Here is a 15,487-nt window from a genome sequence, read left to right on the forward strand (position 1 = left end):
TTCCGTCGAAACGCGACGGTCAGGCCCGGACGTAGCCGCCCTCGCTCTCCTCGGCGAGTCCAAGCATCGTCGCCCAGACGAGCCTGCGTTCGGCGTGCTCCTGCCACGTCGCTCGCCAGGCGTCGCTTCGCCGGCGCTCCCACTCCGGCACGACGGGCTCGAGCGCGTCGAATGCCTCGTCGACGGTCAGCGGGTCGGGCGCCGCGTCCGACGGTCGGTCGCCGTTCGGTTCCAGCCCGTCGTTTCGTTCGAGAGCGTCGCACACCTCGGCGGCGCCAAGGATCCCGTCCCGGAATCGGCTCGCCAGCGACTCGCGGTCGAGTTCGTCCCGATCGGGATTCGTCGGGATCTCGTCGCCGCGAGCACGCGCGTAGCCGCTGTCGGTGCGCTCGGCGAGGCCGAGCGCGTGCAGGAACGCGATCCACTCGCTCGCGACGTCGCGCGACCCGATCCACTCGACGCGCTCGACGAGTCGGGCACAGCAGTCAGCCTCGGAGCGGGGCACCGGCGGAAGCGCCTCGCGGACGGTCTCGAGGCTCGCGATCGCGTCGCGCTCGTCCGGCGGCGCCGGTGGAACGGTCTTGTAGCGCATGCGTAACACGTCGAAGGCGCGCCGGTCTCAGAGCCCGAAGCTCTCCGCGAGCAGCGCCTCGTCGCGTTCGCCGAGGGCGTAGGTTGGGCCGCCGAGGACGTCGACGGTCACCTGGGCCGGTGCAAACACGTCCTCGGGGAGGTCGTAGAAGTCCCAGTCGGCCCGCTCGAAGATGTCGTAGAATGGTTCGCCGTACTCCTCGCCGGCACTGGATGGGATCTCGTCGAAGCGGTCGAAGTCCTCCTCGACGACGAGGTGGACCTGCCCGCCGTAGGCCAGCGCGTCGTTCGTCCGGCCCAGGGCGGTCTCCTCGTCGCCAGCGACAGGGGCGACCGGTGCGACGCCGCTGGCGGAGACGAGCTTCGTCGGATCGTAGCCCAGCTCTGCGAGCCGGAAAGCGGCGAGCTCCGGCGCTCGCGCTGCCACGGTCACGCTCCCGACGAGGCTCGCGGTCGGGTAGGTCGGCAGGAAGACCGAGCCCGGCTCGACGCCGGCGAGCTCCGCCACGTGCTCGGCGACGGCCTCGGTCGGGAGTTCGTCGCTCTCCAGGGCGAGGATCGCGAACTCGAAGACGTCGGTGTAGCCGAGGCGATCGTAGATCGTCTCCTCGGCCACGAGCGCGCGGGCGGGGCCGCTCCCCAGCGCCTCGTAGCCGTCGACGGAGACCTCCCAGCCGGTCTTCTGTGCGCCGAGGAGGCCGAGCCCGGGCTGATCGGTCGTCAGTTCGACGTGGCTGATCGGCGCGTCCTCGATCGTCTCGACGCGAGACTGGACCGTCGCGAGCCCGGCGGACTGGATCTCCGCGAGGAGCAGCCCGGCTTCGATTCCACCGGAAAACTCCACGCCGAAGTCCAGCACCGTCGCGCCGTTGTCGAGTTCGTGGGCGCCGACGTCGAGCTCACCCGCGAACTCGAGGGCCTCGTCCACGAGCTCCAGCGCCGTCCGATTGAGACTCTCCATACCCGTGGCTGGGTCGGTGATCGAATAAAGGGTTGCGTGTGCGAGGTGGCGTGACTTCGAGCCTGTCGCCCCCGATCTCCACGTCCGTCTGGATCGCCGGGGCAACAACACTCACGTCGCTGGCCCCTGGACGCTCGGACATGGATTTTGGCTACCACAACGCGTCCTTCCAGTACGCCGACGCCCCCGAAAATCGACCGCTCGTCGACTCCCTCGTGAACCGCGCCCAGCTCGTCGAAGACGCCGGCTTCGAGTGGTTCTCGCTGATGGACCACTTCTGGCAGCTCCAGTGGCACGGCCACTACGACGAGGAGTTCCTCGAGTGCTACGCCGGCCTGAGCGCGCTCGCGACCGCGACGGAGGAGATCGATCTGAGCGCGCTGGTGACCTGCATTCACTACCGGAACCCGGCGTATCTCGCGAAGGTCGTCGCGTCGCTGGACCAGCTCTCGGAGGGCCGCGCGATGCTCGGGATCGGCGCGGGCTGGTATGAGGACGAGTACGACGCCATCGGCGTGCCGTTCGAGGAGCCTGCCAAGCGGATCCGCGAGCTCCGGGACGTCATCGAGCTCTGTGAGACCGCCTGGAGCCAGGACTCGCCGGTGAACTACGAGGGGCAGTATCACGACCTCGACGACCTGATCCTCGAACCCAAACCCGACGACGTCCCGATTCTCGTCGGTGGCGGTGGTGAGCAGCTCACCCTTCGCGTGACCGCAGAGTACGCGGATATGTGGAACATTCCGGGCGCGGACCCGGAGACCTACGAGCGCAAGCTCGGGATCCTGCGCGAGCACTGTGACGACGCCGGACGCGACTACGACGAGATCACGAAAACCGCGACGATCACGACGGTCATCCGCGACACGACAGAAGCAGCGCACGAGGCCTACGAGGAACTCCACCGGGAGACCGAGGCCGGCCCGGCCGACCGCGACGAGTTCCGGGGACTGATCGGTACGCCCGCGGAGGTCGCGGCCGGCGTCGAGACCTACCAGGACCTCGGCATCGAGAACTTCCAGATCCAGGTGCCAAAGAACGAGCGCGAGACGGCGGTGCGCTTCATCGACGAGGTCGCTCCGGAGTTCTGAGCCGGGACGGTTCGGAGTCGGATCTGCCCGCTGTTCGCACGGCAGCCATTTCGACGTTCATCAATTCAAATAATACCATTCACAAAACACATTACTGCAGCGCAGTGATGTCGGTGTATGAATCGAAGAAGCGCCCTGACAGCAATTGGAACAGGAGCGTTTGCTTTTTCCGGTTGCCTTAATGATGGTAATTCTGACACACCAGATCTAGTTCTGGGTCGTATCCAGATTCAGAATGGTAGCTCGGAGGCCGTTAGCATCTCCGTTACTGTAACGAAAAATGGCAGTTTGGTGTACAACGAAATAATCGACCTGGATGCTGTCGATCGGAGTAGGGAGCATCCACGGTTCTACATGAAGATCATTGCCGGTAGCTGGCTCGGGGATGCAGCCGAGTACGAGGTGTCTTTGGCGCTCGAAGAGCGGGATCTCGAGGCCCACTCGTCGACATCCGAAGCAACTGCGTATCTCATGGAAAATGGCCCCAAAGGACTCGACGACGGGACGTGTTTCGAGTTGTATGCGCAGGTCGGATTCCAACCGACTGGCGAACTTGACGCGATTCGTCTCGGCCCTGATATCATCGTTCCAGACGACGATATGTTGCCGTCTACTTGTGGGTAATTTTCCTTACAAGATCTGGGATCTCGCTCGAATCCTTCCTTGCTGAACCAACTGCATATGGAACTCCGCTCTCGTGGCGGAGAGTGTCGGTAGCCCGCGGGATCGTACTGACGGTCCACACGTAGTGAGTTACAGCCCGCGCTGCCGAGATTCGCTATCTCCTGTGAGACAGCGGCGATCGCCGGCTACCACTATCGACGATCTGCTCGACGCTTGTGGATTTGATGCGTCTTGACAATCGATCAAGAAGCATCATTTAGTGCTCTGCGCCGCTCGCCCCAGCTCCTGCTCCACGCGTTCGACTTTCTCGGCGGCTGATTTCGAACTCGTTCGTTTGTCGTCGATCTTCAGGAACGTACTGACGCGGTCGGCGTCCACGGCGGTATGTGCCGCTTCCACCGCGTCCAGCAGCTCCCCGACGTCCGCCGTCTCGATGACGGTGCCCATCGGCGTGGTCTGGTACTCGACGTCGAACGCTTCGAGCGCGTCGACGGCGTCGGCGGCCATGCTGCCTTCTTTGACCGGTGCGACCGAGAGGAATGCGACGACGGTCATGGTCGAACCGTCGCTGGCCACGGACTTGTAGCTCCCGCTGCATCGGCTGCGGCCGCGGCGCCGCCCCGTTGTTCCAGGTGCGGATCGTCGGCGTGCTCGGGTAGGCAGATCCTTCGACGGCGGCGCGCTGTCGGGGGCATCTAAACCTTTAACACCACTCCGAAAGACGTTGGTTTTGGAGGCACATTTCCATGCCCGAACAATCGAATCCCGAACTGCCGCCGCTCCCCTACGACTACGACGCGCTCGAACCGCACATCTCCGAACAGGTCGTCACGTGGCATCACGACACCCACCACCAGGGCTACGTGAACGGCCTCGACAGCGCCGAGGAGACCCTTTCCGAGAACCGCTCCAACGGCGACTTCGGTAGCTCCGCGAGCGCGATCCGCAACGTCACCCACAACGGCTCCGGTCACTATCTCCACACACTGTTCTGGGAGAACATGGACCCGAACGGCGGAGGCGAGCCAGACGGCGAGCTCCTCGACCGCATCGAGGAGGACTTCGGCTCCTACGAGGGCTGGAAGGGCGAGTTCGAGGCCGCCGCGTCCGCTGCGGGCGGCTGGGCGCTGCTGGTCTACGATCCCGTCGCCAAGCAGCTCCGCAACCTCGTCGTCGACAAGCACGACCAGGGCGCGCTCTGGGGTGCCCACCCGATCCTGGCGCTGGACGTCTGGGAGCACTCCTACTACCACGACTACGGCCCTGCCCGCGGCGACTTCGTCGACAACTTCTTCGAGGTCGTCGACTGGGACGACGTCGCCGAGCAGTACGCGAACGTCGTCTCGCGCGTCGAGTAAGCGAGACTCCCACGCCGAGTCGTCGTTCCCATCCCGAATCGTCTTTCCGCGGCCGAACCGTCCCGAATCGTCGCTCTCGTGGCCGAGCAACCGACGGGATCGCGCCGCGTCGAGCGGTCGTCGTCCGGATCGATTCCCGTTCTTTCTGCAGTTGCCCGGTTTCAGAGAGCGGAGCTGCTCTCGGAGTCGATCGACCGACCACCGCCGCAATCGCTACTCGGAGCGGCGAGCGTCGATCGGTCGCTTTACCGGGACCACGGCCGTAGTCGAACCCATGCCAGAGCCGAAGGCGGAGTTCGACGGGCTCTATCCGTGTGACTTCTACGAGCCCGAGGAGCTCCTCGACCCCGAGCAGTGTTACACCGTCTACGAGATCGCACGACTGCTCCAGGACCTCGACCCCGACGCGTCGATCGAGCCGGAGACGGAGTCGGTCCTGCTCGATTGGGCGATCCCGTGGATCATGACCAACGCCGAGGAGCTCGTCGTCGCCGACCCGCGGACCGACGACGAGCCGGGCTACTACGGGCTCCGGCGGCCAGCGGATCTCCCGGACGGAGCTGACTAGTCGGGGCCGAAAGGGGCGTCTCCGACCGCGCTTAGCGCGCCCGGGCCGAGCGGGCTGCGAGCTCGACGTGGTGGAATGCGTCCGCTGTGACGCTGGGGCCGTGGCCGGCGTGGAGCTCCCGGAGGTCCTCGTCGATCGCGTCCAGTACCTGCTCGATCGACGAGAGGAGCGTCTCCCGGTCGGCGCCCGGGAGATCGGTTCGGCCGTAGCCGCCGTTCTGGAAGACGAGGTCGCCGGCGAAGAGCACGCCCGAGGTATCGGCGTAGAAACAGCAGTGATCGGGCGCGTGGCCTGGCGTAAACAGCACCTGGAACTCGTGATCGCCGAGCTGGACCACGTCGCCGTCGGCGAGTGCTCGATCGACGGCGTCGCGTTCGGCGTCGAACCCGTAGACCGGGGCGCCGAAGGCATCCTTGAGCGTCTCGACGTTGCCGACGTGGTCGGGATGGGTGTGGGTCAGCACGATCGCGTCGAGGTCGCCGCCGTGGTCCTCGACGCGGGCGGCCGCGTCGAAGCCGGCGCCAGCGTCGACGAGCACCCGCCGTTCGCCGTCGACGAGAAAGACGTTACTCGTGAACGCCTCTACGTCCGCGGCGACGTTGATGATCACAGGCTCCGTTCGACCCTCCCCGGCTTGTGTTTGCCGGTATTTGTACAGATCGTCACGACGAGTTCCGTTTGGCTCGGCGATCGGTCCGTCGCCGTCCAGGATTCCGTCCCCGATCGATGGCGTAGCGCGACGCCGCCAGCGGTGTCGTCGTCGCAAGGTCTATCAGCACCCCACATGACACTCTAGTCAGCATGGGCCGGCCCGAGTGGATCCTCTTCGCTGTGATCCTCTCGCTCGGACTGCTCGGGTTCGCAGTCGCAGGCGTCGGTGCTGGTCCCGCGAGTACGGGCGCTCCAGCCGAGCTGGCGACGGCAGGGTCGGCGACGGCAGATCCGGCGACGGGTGGTCCTGGCGACGGCGAACCGACGCAGCTGCGAGCGTCGATAGCTGCTCCAGATGCGATCGACCGTCACCACTCGATCGACGCCCGGGATGCGAACGTGGTCGTCGCCCCGAACTCGAACGCGGTCACCGATCCCGATTCGACCACGCTCGACGCGACCGACCGATTCCTCGCACCGCCACAGCAGGAGTTCGAGCGCTCGACGTTCCGCGTTCGCGTCGACGCCGACGCCGACGTACGCTGGACGTTCCGCTACGAGCGACCCATCGAGTCCGACGACGAGCGGTCGGCGTTCGAGACGTACGCCGAACGCGTTCGCACCGAAGCGACCGATCTCTTCCGGGACTTTCGAAACCGGTCCACCGAGCTAACCGCGGCCGCGAGCGCGGTCACCGGCCGATCGATGAGCGCCCGCAACGTCACGCGGGACGCCGGGATCGAACAGACGCCTACCCAGGAGGTGGGCTACGTCGAACTCTCCTTCGAGTGGACGAACTTCGGGCGCGTCGACGGCGGCTCGATCGTGGTCGGTGACGTCTTCGAGGGTGGGCTGTATCTCGGCGAGACCCAGTCGCTGATCTTCGTCGCCGGCGAGGGCGTCCAGTTCGAATCGGTAGATCCGCAGGCATCGCCGTCCGGCGAGCAGCTCTCCGACAGCCACTCCGTGACCTGGACTGGCGAGCGATCGTTCGCGGACCGTCACCCCAGGGTCGTCTACCGCGTGCCCGGGAGCGGCGGCGGTGGCGACGCCGGCGTGAGTATGCTCTGGCTCGCGGCCGGTGGGGTCATCGGCCTGCTGCTCGTCACGGTGCTCGTGACCGCCCGGTACGGTGGCATTCCGAGCACGGAGTCGCGGGACGATGGTACGGCCGCAGCCGCGGCGACGGTCTCGACGGAGTCGACGACGGGTGGCATCGAGGAGCCAACCGATCCCGAACCGACGCCACCGGAGGAGCCGATTACGGACGACCGCCGGGTCACCCGACTCCTCGAGGACGGAGGCGGTCGGATGAAACAGACGGCCATCGTCGAGGAGACGGGATGGTCGAAGTCGAAGGTCAGCATGCTCCTCTCGGAGATGGAGGCCGACGGTGAGATCCGGAAGATCCAGATCGGCCGCGAGAACATCATCGCACTGGAGGGGCACGAACCCGAAGCGGCCACTTCGCCGTTCGACGACGCAGAATAACTCGTGGTGCGTGAGTACGTGCCGGGGCGGGCGCAGAACGCAACTGTTTTACTGTACTCTCGGCTACCGGAAAACGCGCTCCGATGGTGTAGTCCGGCCAATCATATTGCCCTCTCACGGCAATGACCAGGGTTCGAATCCCTGTCGGAGCATACGGCTGTTTTCAAGGGTTTCAGACACACCGATTGCCTCCAAAGGCAAATCCGTTTGAACCTCAGCATATGTGCTTATATCGGTGTCAACGCACGTATAGAACTGGTGAGACATCGATATTCGGAATCTAACCATATTTGGTCGGGTTGTCATAATACCTTTGCGGTATCTCGCTCCCGTTTCTATCATGGGGTCAACAATAACTGCATTCTCAGATGAGACGCTTGGGCAGCTAGACGAACAAGTACCTGACTTTCTCAATCGCAGGATGAGTAGAGCATTCGATGAAGAATTAGACTGGCATCCGACCCCGATTGGGCGTAAGGCACTACGATGGCACTGGCTGAATCTCCCTGACGAATTCTGCGCTATAAACGAATCGGAGCAGTGGAGCCAGCAAGCCCAGGTTTACCTCGCCGTCCGAACGTTCGGAATGGCTGCTGGCGGTGATGATGCTGCAATCGATATTGACGAAATGAGAGAGCGGATTCAGAGACTGATTGACGCTCATGAGGACCGAGATTTGACTGATTTTGAGAAAGGCAAAGTCAGAGGCTACAGAAACACCATTTCAATCCTCGTTGCCGAAGGATGAGGTTGCACATTCGGTACTCAATTTCGGGGTTAACCACCTGAATTGGAACCTGTGCTCAGCGATTTCATTGGTGTAATTGGTGATGAGGAATGTAGTATCAATTCACGGCAGGTCGATGGTGGTCTAGCAGCAATTACACACAATACCGTAGCTCGCTGTCCAAGACAACGCCCTACTACGCTACAAACTTCTGCGGACGCTCCTGATTTGCGTCTCCAGAGTCTTAACGCCGGATGTTTGTCCATCGCTCCCCAAGCGTGACTACGGAGCATTCGTTGCCCGACATTTCGCTCACGATATCCAAGCGGATCGTGGTGGCGCTCAAGATTGTCATGGTAGGGAATCTGAGACCATCAGCGAATGAAGTCCATAGCCATCTCCAAACTCAAATACGTGTTTTAGCAGTTCATGGCACCGTATCCACGGAGAAGGCTGTATCTCCCGAGCGCATTGAAGACGTGGTACTCTCGGTCACTGATTCGCTCAACGGCAGCTATTCAGGCGGTTCCCTAGGGCGCCCTTGCTGGCTCTCTTCCTATTGACATATATCTGTGTTTCTGTGGCTGAACGGATCCGAAAACCAACCGAAATACCTTTCCAATTCATAAGTCATGGGAGTATAGAAGGTAGTATGATTCCGGTCGATGAGTACTATTCCTTTCCTGAGGATGAGCAGGCCAACCTCGTCCGAAAGGGCCACGTGGTAGTTGATGGGGAAATCGCCTCTTCTATCCCGGATTCACAGCGGAACGTGCACGTTTTCGATAACCCAGTCGAAGATGAGATCATACGAACTTTGCAGCGAGGGCACTACACTGTTGAAGAGTTGGTCGAAGAGTTCCCTCTCGAAAAAAGATTTATCAAATCTTTTGTTTTTGACCTTCGCCATCGGCCGCAGCATCTTCTCGGCAACTATCAATCGGTAATGCGGGTGACCAATACCGAGGGGGCAGCTTATGTATATACCGTCGAACCGCTTCCATACGAAGTACGGGTTTGGGATCCAACTCTATGTTGGCACCTCCTTGGACATGGTGATTCGGTTCAAATACCCGAGTTCCCGTCAGATAAGATGTCTTGGACGTCCGCGCGGGAAGAATTCGTGGAGGAAACGGGCAGATACTGGGGCCTCCCTGAGTCAGATCTACCCCAAAAATCCTACCAGGGGATCTCATTCGCCAATTCGGCTCTTGGTCCACTTCCGAAGTCGATCCATCAGGACGAACCGGAAGTAAGGGAACGGGTCCGTGACGTCGATGGAGCATATCGACGACGAAGGTTCGACGAGGAGAATATCAAGCACTCGATTTCGTATTTCAAGAGCCTATGTCGGCGTAATCCTTCTTTGGCGGCGTTTCAGTCTTTCACCCTCTATCTCTACGATCTCTCAGAGTTCATCATTCTAGAAGGACATCCGGAGTATCGCCCGCTCTTGCAGGGCGGGACTAAGCTGTTCTTCGCGTGCCTTTTCGGAGGATATCGCGTAAGGCATGCTACTGATTGGAAGTTGTTTGAGGTTGAAAGAGTGAATGACCTTAGTCAGATTGATGGACGAATTACTGATGTTGTCGAATTACAACCGACCAGCAATTCTGAATTATCGGAACGCTGGGGGCTTCCAGAAAGCAGTGCTGTACAACGGATAATTTCGGGTGAATTAGATCAGTATGCGACTCGTAATAGTGATAACTATATTTGCGCAACGGAATCCGCTTGCCGGTACATGAAGCGATTGGAAAATGAAGGAATCGTAAATCTCTCGAAGAAACCTCCTGAAGTGCCAAACCAGGCTAGAACGGTGTTCAAATAACCGTATATGAACTGTATCGACCACAAGTATAAGTGGCGGATGATCTAATCATCCTTGCTGTATAGGCCATCGCTTCAAATATTCTGCCCCCAATATGATTTCCGATATCGATTTTTACGAACTTTCAGAAGAAAAGCAGCGGCGGCTAATACAAAGTGATCGGGTTGCAACGACCGATCGATTGCTATCGGAACTTCCTGAAGAGAGGGTTCCACTCCGAGTATTTGAAAATTCTCTTGGAAAATTAGCGCTGGACTTACTTGAAACAGGCCAATATTCCCTTGCTGAGATCGCAGAGGAATTCAATGTTCAGATACAGGATATTCGAGAGATCATCCAGGCATATCGAAGACGGTCTAAGAACGACTACAAGGGGCGATATACGAAATTTTCACTCCTTCAAGACCGGAAGGGCGTGATCAGAGTTGGAAAAGACGATGGCAGGACAGCATATTATACACTCGAAAAAATACCGTATTTCGCCCGACTTGTTGATCCTACGCTCTGTGTTTCCCTTCTGAATATCGACAAACGACTTGAGAAGTTTCCCAAGTTGACTGAGAGAATTCCCGCTGATAAAGCGGCCGGAATTGACGAGGAGTATGCACTTGTCATCGGCGATTTCTGGGGCATTGACCCGCAGGAGGTCTTTGATCAGATCACGAACTACGATAGAAAATATGTTGAAACCACCCTCATGCCGTTTCCCATAGTTGAAGCCACAGACGACTACGAGTCTGTTGAAAGTCGATTTAGACAACGAGATCCCACATACAATAGATTCAGGATAGATCAGTCCTCGATCGAGAACCTGGGCCAACACTTCGTAGAGAGGGCGAGCGAACAGAGAGTTGGTATTGTAGCTTATCAGGAGGTCTCCATTGAGTTCGCTGATCTAAAATGGTATGCTCAAATCAAGGAACCCAGTCTTCTCAGACCAATCGACACATGGTTCGAAAACATCTTACAAACTCTTAACCCTGACATTGAGCCCGTCCTTGGTTCAGAGATTGATAGGTCAAACGAATCTGACGAGCAGATGGATGACAATGTCTCTCTGGATGACCGAGTTCTTTCTGCTTTAACAACTGAGCCACAGTCCGTTGGAGAAGTGCATCAGTCATTGCCGCCAGTTGTAGCAGCGACCACCGAAAAAGATGAAGTTCAGGCTGCACTCACGCGTTTATCAGACCTAGGAGTCACAAGCGAGGTAACAGACGCGGAAACTACGAAATACACATCCGAGTCTGGGGAAGTGGTTGTCTCTTCCGAGAATCGGGGGTACGATTTATGAACGACCTCTGTGTTGCCATGAGCGTGCTAACGTCAGAGGGAATCTCGTAGTATGGCATTACAGTACGCTCGACTATTCCAGCTCCGTGCAGGCATTCAGCTAATCGGCGATGAGGGGCCGCTGTCAAAGAATGAGTTGGCGGAGATGCTTCGACAGCGGAAAGATTTTGATGTGGGAGATCAGGTCAGTACTGATGGGGCTGAAGATATCATTGGTGGACTTCGCCGTGCCTATTTGGTGGTTGAGTCCAGTGATGGGTATCGGCTAACCAATGAGTCTGATCTCGAAGAACTTGTCGGGGACCAGACTCTTCTCTACACGGGTGAATCTGCACATGGTGCAGGTGATGAACGGGCCCAGGCTGAACGGATTTTGGCTAATATCATGTATGAGCACCCGATGCTAATCCAACTGAGTAAATATGTCTTCCAACGGGGTCCAGTTAAGTCATATGAGGCAAAAAAGAAGTTCGACGGAACAGACTATTTCGGCGATGTAATGAACTCCTTCACAATCGACATGGGAATTAACCTATTATCGGATGCTGGCGTTTTCGAAGACACGGCTAACGGTTATACGGGTAGTCGATGGCCCGTGAGGCTGTTTACTCATGTCGTCTTTGAGGAAGTATCTGATCTCATTGACAAGGAAACTGAGAGTGTTCGCGAACCCAAGTTGTTCGAACGAATCGAAACGATCTATGGAATTGATAGGGTTGCGTTCGACCGACTACTTTCTCAACTACACGCGGAAGGCATCGTTTCGGAAAGCAGTTACGAAGAATTGATTCTGAATCCAGAGACGCTATCAAACACCAATATCCATGAGTGAACAAGGATCCTCGTTCCAGACGTTCGGTTTCGATCGGGACCCATTCGAAACGACCATCGCTGACGAAGAGATTGCATCCCAATACGCAATTGTAGGTCGTGATGAGCAGGAGTACCGACTCAACCAGTTTGTCGAAAAGGCGATTCTCGATCCCGATCACATGAAAAAGCGGTTAATTTTCGGTGACTACGGGACCGGGAAGTCGCACCACTTGATCAAACTGCGAAATTCGATTCGTGAAGGAGTTGAAGTCGAGGGGGAGGAGCATGAAGCTATTGCGGTCTATCTTGGGAACCTGGGACTGAGCATCCGTCATCTATACGAAAAGATTGTCGAAGAAATCAAAGACAGTGCACCGGAACTTGGGAGTTATATTGATGAGTTACCCTCAGTGGAACCCGAGTCAAGCGTTGACGAAGCCTACGAATTCGAAAAGCTTCGGGATAATATAATCGATAACACACGAAAGATAGTTCGAACAGCACGTGAAGATCACGGTTATAGATGTGTGTATCTGTTTATTGATGAAGCAGAAGACATCGCAAACGCTGACGAGGACAAGGTACAGCCATTTGTTCGCGCATTCCTCCACCTCGTAAATGAACTCAATTCATCTGGTATCCATATGCTGCTAGGGTTCTCTCAAGGTGCCCGGATGAAGATAACAAACTACGACGATGAAGGCGACTCTCTTGGGAATGCCCTCATGGAGCGATTCCAGGGTGGTGAAATCTACCTCGGACATCTCTCAGAGGACGATGTTAAAGAGATGTTGACTGACCGGATGGATCACCACCGGACCTCCAACTCGGGATCACTGACCCCAATTGCAGAGGAGACAGTTTCAGTTGTTGCTGAGCTTGCGGGGGGTCATCCCCGAGAAATTCTCCGAATCTATTCCGAGGCTTTACAATTTGCTGCGGAAGTCGATTCTGACCGGATTGATGGAGATGCGATTGTGTACGCACTGACCGGATTCAAATCATTTGTCCGAGAGGAAGATATCCTCAGTCAAGAAGCAATTACGAGTTTGAAGAAGGCGCTGGATGAGGTTCATCCTGACGCGCGGGATGACTTTGAGCGGCTCCAAGGTAGATTGATTGGCGAAGGTGAAGCAGTCCCCGAGAAAGCCTTTTCGGAAGGTGTTGCTGATGCGCTACTGAGCCCGATCACAGTGGAAGGAGAAGAAACGAGCGAACTCCGGGTTCTTGAACAACGGGAACGGCACGGTCAGTATTCCTATTTACTCAGTGAAGCAGTTCGTGAATTCCTCTTTGGAGACGCTGGTGGAGAAGGAACGGAATTGCAGCAACTCGATTTACAAGCTTCTAGCGCTCCAGAAAAATATCAGAAACATCTATCACGTGGGCTAGGACTCTCCATCCAGGAGACTGGTCACGGAAACTTACACAAAGACTCCATCAACAAGGCGTTGGACCGTTACGAATTCTCTCTCTATCTCATCGATATGAGACGAGGTGATGCGAGGCGCGATCAGACGGTTGCTCTCGGAGTCTACAACGGTCAAGAAATCCCACAAGAATTGGTTTCCCTCTATGTTGAAGCAATGGAGGACAAAGGCGCTTCCTTTGGCGTTCTGGTTAAGCAAAACCAGCAGTATTCCGCAGAAGCAAACAAGTATATTAGTGGACTGACCGACAGACAGAGGCAGAAATTAAAAGACAGAGTTATTGAAATAGATCTCACGACCGATCTTCGAGACTCATTCATTTATGGTCGTTTGTTGGCACTCGGAGATCCAGAAACTGATGCTGACGAAGAGGTCAATGAAGGCCGGTTGGTTGAGCAGCTTGATATCGTGCCACAACTTGAATCGTTGTTTGAGGAGGAGATTCTCCCGTACCCCGAAAGTATCCATCGCAAAGTCATTGACAAACTTGAGGAAAGATCTGATAGCTCTGTCACAATTGGCGATCTGCGCGATGAGTTGGGCCTAAAAGATTACGAGTTGAACTCGGATATAATGAGTGGGTTGCAAGCACAGAACCTCGTTGCGAAAGACAGCCACCGCTGGACCTATCCTGACGTAGAGAATGACCATCCCCCTTGGCACGAAGTCTATAAACAAATCAACGAGTCAGGACCGCTGACTGTCAACGAGATTCAGGAACGATTGGCATCGAAGTTCGCCTTCGACTGTCCAGGTGGCGACGAAAATTCGATGCTACAGTGGTATCTGGACCACCTCCAACGGCAGAACTATGTCGAACCAGATACGGATAACCGCGATGGAAAGACTATTGATGTCTACACAGTTGTCAGCGTAAGCGATCAGTACAATGAGGAACTCGGGAGGGCCAAAGACCGTCTTGATACTGCTGAAGGGCTATACGAACGCGCAGATGACCTTGATGTCTCTAGTGCGAACAGCTACGAAAACACGTTGAATGATCTACAAGCAAGACTGGAGAAGTACGACGAGATCTTCAATCCTGAACACAATGACTTGAACGGTGTCCGTGGACTCATTGATGAAATAGTCGAACTTGAAGAGGACATTGAGTCTGCGGTTGAAGACGCTGAAGAGCAGATCATCGGTGAAGCTAAAAACCTCCGTGATCACAGGATCGACGATCTTCAGCGGGAGATTAACGAGTCTGATGTTACTGGTTCATTTTCGACACGCCTCGATGAACTGGATGAAAAATTGCGAGAGTATCGAGAGGAGTTAGACGAGTTGATTAATAACGAAAAGCATGTTCGGTTAAAAACACGGACTGATGAAATTAATGGAGAGGTTGAGAACATCGAAAATAATGTTGATGAGATTACTGGTCTGAAAACTCGATGTACGGAAAAGTACTCTGACGTCAGAGACAAACAAAGCGCTGCTGAGAAAGAAGTTAAAGATATATCACAACAAAACGCAAAACGTTCGGATCTCGAATCTAAACTCTCAACTCTAGGGGGTTATCTAAAAGAATATCAGGACGAATATAATAATGGTGACTTCGAGGAAGCATTAAATACTCTAGATGAGGAAGCGGAGCCCTTAGCAGATGAAATCAAAAGAAACGCTGGGGAAATTGTCTCCGACCAGAGTAGCTATCTCGATCAATTAGACGACCTTGAGAAACAGGCTGAATCGGCTGATGACAAAGACCGCCGTGTGAACGCACTCAACCTAATCGAGGATGCACGCGAGGAAACAAATTCTGGGAACTTTGCTGAAATCCCGATAATGATCGAAGATATCGGGGACTTACTGGAGGGGCCAAGTCCTCGAGAAGTATTCCTTTCAGATCTCCGAGAAGCCGACGGTAACTTTGGAGAAGTCATTGAAAACAGCGAGCTGTCTGTTGGCGAAGCATTCAGTTTCCTTAGGAAGACCTACGGGGACGAGGTGTCAGCCATCCAGGCAGAATTCCGGAGCGGGGGAGACTGATGTCCAGTATTCACCAATCAGACCATGACCATCTAGATTGCGTTGATCAAATGCGGTCAAAGC

14 protein-coding genes and 1 tRNA gene are annotated in these 15,487 nt (G+C 56.4%); 11 read left to right on the plus strand and 4 right to left on the minus strand.

Annotated features, from left to right (window positions below; genetic code table 11):
* Window positions 1-19: 19 nt before the first annotated feature.
* Entirely contained in the window at window positions 20-592 is a 573-nt protein-coding gene (locus ACZ5KP_RS13185) for a hypothetical protein (protein WP_460918255.1), read from the minus strand.
* Window positions 593-619: 27 nt separating this feature from the next.
* Entirely contained in the window at window positions 620-1,552 is a 933-nt protein-coding gene (gene mch / locus ACZ5KP_RS13190; RefSeq protein ID WP_460918257.1) for a methenyltetrahydromethanopterin cyclohydrolase, read from the minus strand.
* A 140-nt stretch (window positions 1,553-1,692) separates the two neighbouring features.
* Between mch and ACZ5KP_RS13195 the strand changes: the two genes are divergently transcribed.
* Both ACZ5KP_RS13195 and ACZ5KP_RS13200 read left to right on the plus strand, forming a co-directional pair.
* Window positions 1,693-2,643 carry a TIGR03560 family F420-dependent LLM class oxidoreductase gene (locus tag ACZ5KP_RS13195; RefSeq protein ID WP_460918259.1) on the plus strand — a complete coding sequence of 317 codons (951 nt, stop codon included), beginning with the start codon at window positions 1,693-1,695 and terminating at the stop codon, window positions 2,641-2,643.
* A gap of 117 nt (window positions 2,644-2,760) precedes the next feature.
* Window positions 2,761-3,267: a hypothetical protein gene (locus ACZ5KP_RS13200; RefSeq protein WP_460918262.1), complete on the plus strand. Its 507-nt coding sequence runs from the start codon at window positions 2,761-2,763 to the stop codon at window positions 3,265-3,267.
* Between the two features lie 252 nt (window positions 3,268-3,519).
* On the opposite strand, the gene ACZ5KP_RS13205 is transcribed toward ACZ5KP_RS13200, so the two are convergent.
* Entirely contained in the window at window positions 3,520-3,822 is a 303-nt protein-coding gene (locus ACZ5KP_RS13205; RefSeq protein ID WP_460918264.1) for a thiamine-binding protein, read from the minus strand.
* Window positions 3,823-4,013: 191 nt separating this feature from the next.
* Between ACZ5KP_RS13205 and sod the strand changes: the two genes are divergently transcribed.
* Both sod and ACZ5KP_RS13215 read left to right on the plus strand, forming a co-directional pair.
* Window positions 4,014-4,625, plus strand: a complete 612-nt coding sequence (gene sod / locus ACZ5KP_RS13210) for a superoxide dismutase (RefSeq protein ID WP_460918266.1) — start codon at window positions 4,014-4,016, stop codon at window positions 4,623-4,625.
* A gap of 274 nt (window positions 4,626-4,899) precedes the next feature.
* On the plus strand, window positions 4,900-5,193 hold the full coding sequence (locus tag ACZ5KP_RS13215) for a DUF5827 family protein (RefSeq protein WP_460918269.1): 294 nt from the start codon (window positions 4,900-4,902) through the stop codon (window positions 5,191-5,193).
* A gap of 31 nt (window positions 5,194-5,224) precedes the next feature.
* On the opposite strand, the gene ACZ5KP_RS13220 is transcribed toward ACZ5KP_RS13215, so the two are convergent.
* Complete coding sequence (locus tag ACZ5KP_RS13220) at window positions 5,225-5,803, minus strand: MBL fold metallo-hydrolase (RefSeq protein ID WP_460918271.1); 579 nt, start codon at window positions 5,801-5,803, stop codon at window positions 5,225-5,227.
* Window positions 5,804-5,994: 191 nt separating this feature from the next.
* On the opposite strand from ACZ5KP_RS13220, the gene ACZ5KP_RS13225 reads away from it, so the two are divergent.
* The 7 genes from ACZ5KP_RS13225 (at window position 5,995) to ACZ5KP_RS13255 (ending at window position 15,424) form a co-directional block, all read left to right on the plus strand.
* Complete coding sequence (locus ACZ5KP_RS13225; protein WP_460918273.1) at window positions 5,995-7,335, plus strand: helix-turn-helix transcriptional regulator; 1,341 nt, start codon at window positions 5,995-5,997, stop codon at window positions 7,333-7,335.
* 77 nt (window positions 7,336-7,412) lie between these two features.
* Window positions 7,413-7,487 (plus strand) — tRNA-Glu (locus ACZ5KP_RS13230).
* Window positions 7,488-7,675: 188 nt separating this feature from the next.
* Window positions 7,676-8,083, plus strand: a complete 408-nt coding sequence (locus tag ACZ5KP_RS13235; protein WP_460918275.1) for a hypothetical protein — start codon at window positions 7,676-7,678, stop codon at window positions 8,081-8,083.
* Window positions 8,084-8,714: 631 nt separating this feature from the next.
* Window positions 8,715-9,893 carry a DUF5797 family protein gene (locus ACZ5KP_RS13240; RefSeq protein WP_460918278.1) on the plus strand — a complete coding sequence of 393 codons (1,179 nt, stop codon included), beginning with the start codon at window positions 8,715-8,717 and terminating at the stop codon, window positions 9,891-9,893.
* A 94-nt stretch (window positions 9,894-9,987) separates the two neighbouring features.
* Complete coding sequence (locus ACZ5KP_RS13245) at window positions 9,988-11,187, plus strand: hypothetical protein (protein ID WP_460918280.1); 1,200 nt, start codon at window positions 9,988-9,990, stop codon at window positions 11,185-11,187.
* A 51-nt stretch (window positions 11,188-11,238) separates the two neighbouring features.
* A complete protein-coding gene (locus ACZ5KP_RS13250; protein WP_460918283.1) occupies window positions 11,239-12,018 on the plus strand; it encodes a hypothetical protein in 780 nt (259 codons plus the stop codon).
* On the plus strand, window positions 12,011-15,424 hold the full coding sequence (locus ACZ5KP_RS13255) for a hypothetical protein (RefSeq protein ID WP_460918285.1): 3,414 nt from the start codon (window positions 12,011-12,013) through the stop codon (window positions 15,422-15,424). The genes ACZ5KP_RS13250 and ACZ5KP_RS13255 overlap by 8 nt, the downstream gene beginning before the upstream one ends.
* Window positions 15,425-15,487: the final 63 nt, after the last annotated feature.

Source organism: Salinarchaeum chitinilyticum (genome assembly GCF_055390775.1).

Bases quoted from the DNA above. Each gene is read 5' to 3' on its own strand.
- ACZ5KP_RS13185 (WP_460918255.1), bottom strand. From the start codon at position 592: ATGCGCTACAAGACCGTTCCACCGGCGCCGCCGGACGAGCGCGACGCG.
- mch (WP_460918257.1), bottom strand. From the start codon at position 1,552: ATGGAGAGTCTCAATCGGACGGCGCTGGAGCTCGTGGACGAGGCCCTC.
- ACZ5KP_RS13195 (WP_460918259.1), top strand. From the start codon at position 1,693: ATGGATTTTGGCTACCACAACGCGTCCTTCCAGTACGCCGACGCCCCC.
- ACZ5KP_RS13200 (WP_460918262.1), top strand. From the start codon at position 2,761: ATGAATCGAAGAAGCGCCCTGACAGCAATTGGAACAGGAGCGTTTGCT.
- ACZ5KP_RS13205 (WP_460918264.1), bottom strand. From the start codon at position 3,822: ATGACCGTCGTCGCATTCCTCTCGGTCGCACCGGTCAAAGAAGGCAGC.
- sod (WP_460918266.1), top strand. From the start codon at position 4,014: ATGCCCGAACAATCGAATCCCGAACTGCCGCCGCTCCCCTACGACTAC.
- ACZ5KP_RS13215 (WP_460918269.1), top strand. From the start codon at position 4,900: ATGCCAGAGCCGAAGGCGGAGTTCGACGGGCTCTATCCGTGTGACTTC.
- ACZ5KP_RS13225 (WP_460918273.1), top strand. From the start codon at position 5,995: ATGGGCCGGCCCGAGTGGATCCTCTTCGCTGTGATCCTCTCGCTCGGA.
- ACZ5KP_RS13235 (WP_460918275.1), top strand. From the start codon at position 7,676: ATGGGGTCAACAATAACTGCATTCTCAGATGAGACGCTTGGGCAGCTA.
- ACZ5KP_RS13240 (WP_460918278.1), top strand. From the start codon at position 8,715: ATGATTCCGGTCGATGAGTACTATTCCTTTCCTGAGGATGAGCAGGCC.
- ACZ5KP_RS13245 (WP_460918280.1), top strand. From the start codon at position 9,988: ATGATTTCCGATATCGATTTTTACGAACTTTCAGAAGAAAAGCAGCGG.
- ACZ5KP_RS13250 (WP_460918283.1), top strand. From the start codon at position 11,239: ATGGCATTACAGTACGCTCGACTATTCCAGCTCCGTGCAGGCATTCAG.
- ACZ5KP_RS13255 (WP_460918285.1), top strand. From the start codon at position 12,011: ATGAGTGAACAAGGATCCTCGTTCCAGACGTTCGGTTTCGATCGGGAC.